This is a genomic window from Streptomyces sp. H27-H5 (assembly GCF_026627505.1).
In the GTDB taxonomy this organism is placed as follows: Bacteria; Actinomycetota; Actinomycetes; order Streptomycetales; family Streptomycetaceae; genus Streptomyces.
In genome coordinates this window covers 1-1,078 of record NZ_JAPNLK010000319.1, presented here as the reverse complement: position 1 = coordinate 1,078, position 1,078 = coordinate 1, and the positions used below count along the sequence as shown (strand labels likewise).

1 protein-coding gene is annotated in these 1,078 nt (G+C 71.9%); it reads right to left on the bottom strand.

The window, feature by feature from the left end; all coding sequences use genetic code 11:
• On the bottom strand, positions 1-1,078 hold a 1,078-nt coding region (locus OTB19_RS43020; protein ID WP_267804300.1), incomplete at both ends, for a hypothetical protein.

Here is a 1,078-nt window from a genome sequence, read left to right as displayed (position 1 = left end):
CTAGTGCGGCCGACAATCCGGAGCGCTCGGTGAGCCAGGCCGCCAGATCCGGGACGAGGCCAAGGACGACCAGTGCGTAGTCGCTGGTGTAGTAGTCGCGGATGTGCGCGGCCAGCAGGGCGATCCGGTGCGGGGAGCAGGCATGGGCGAGTTCGGGGAATTCGCTGATGAACCAGCCGTCGGCCAGCTCCCGGTAGATGTCATCCTCGGTGGGAGGTTCCTCCCCCTCCTCGACCGGGAAATCGTCGGGGACCGCGTTGTGGCCGGGCCGCAGTTCGGCACGCCAGGCCGCGAACTCGGCGATCCACGCGTCCTTGCCGACCGGCTGTGCCGGTGCGGGGGTGCCGGCGGTCGCGGTGCTCGCGTCCAGGAAGTCCGAGCGGTGGAGCTCTTGGGCCAGCCGGCGGCAGCGGTGGAATTCCGCGTACTGCCCTTCAGACTCGCCCCCGGGGTGGAAGAAGCCCGCCAGGCCCGGGAGGAGCCGCGCGGCGAGGTGGGGGTCCGAGACGGGTTCGAGACGGCACCCGGAGGTGGCGTCCGGTCCGACCGCGGCCAGCCAGGATGCCAATGCCTGGTCGGCATCGGGGAAGTATCCGGCACCGACCGTCAGCGCGTCGCCGCCGCAGGCGTCGATGTCCCACAGGTACCACCGGTCCGGGCCATCCGCGGCGGCGAACGGCGCGGTGACGGCGAACCGGGTGCCGTAGGCGTCCCGGCACCACAGGGCCGTGCCGGTCGGCGCGCCGGCGATCGAGCCCTTCGGAAGCGAGGCTGTACGTTCCCGCAGGTCCGTGACGGCCTTGACGGCGACTTGGGCCGCGGGGTGGGGGGTGATCCTGGCGAGGGCCAGCAGCAACCGCCACGTGCCGTTCCGCGATTGCGGCTCGTCGGCGGCCGTGACGGCCTGGAAGGCTGCTTGCACGGTGGCATCGGTCACGGCGTCGAGCAGTTGGTCCGGGCTGTAGGTGTCGAGGATCTCGGCGGCCCCTGATTCCCGCCGCGCCTCGCTCGCCGCGTCCTGCCCGGAAAGCGTCCCGCCCAGACGGCGACACAACTCGTCCTCGGTCCAGGATGCCGA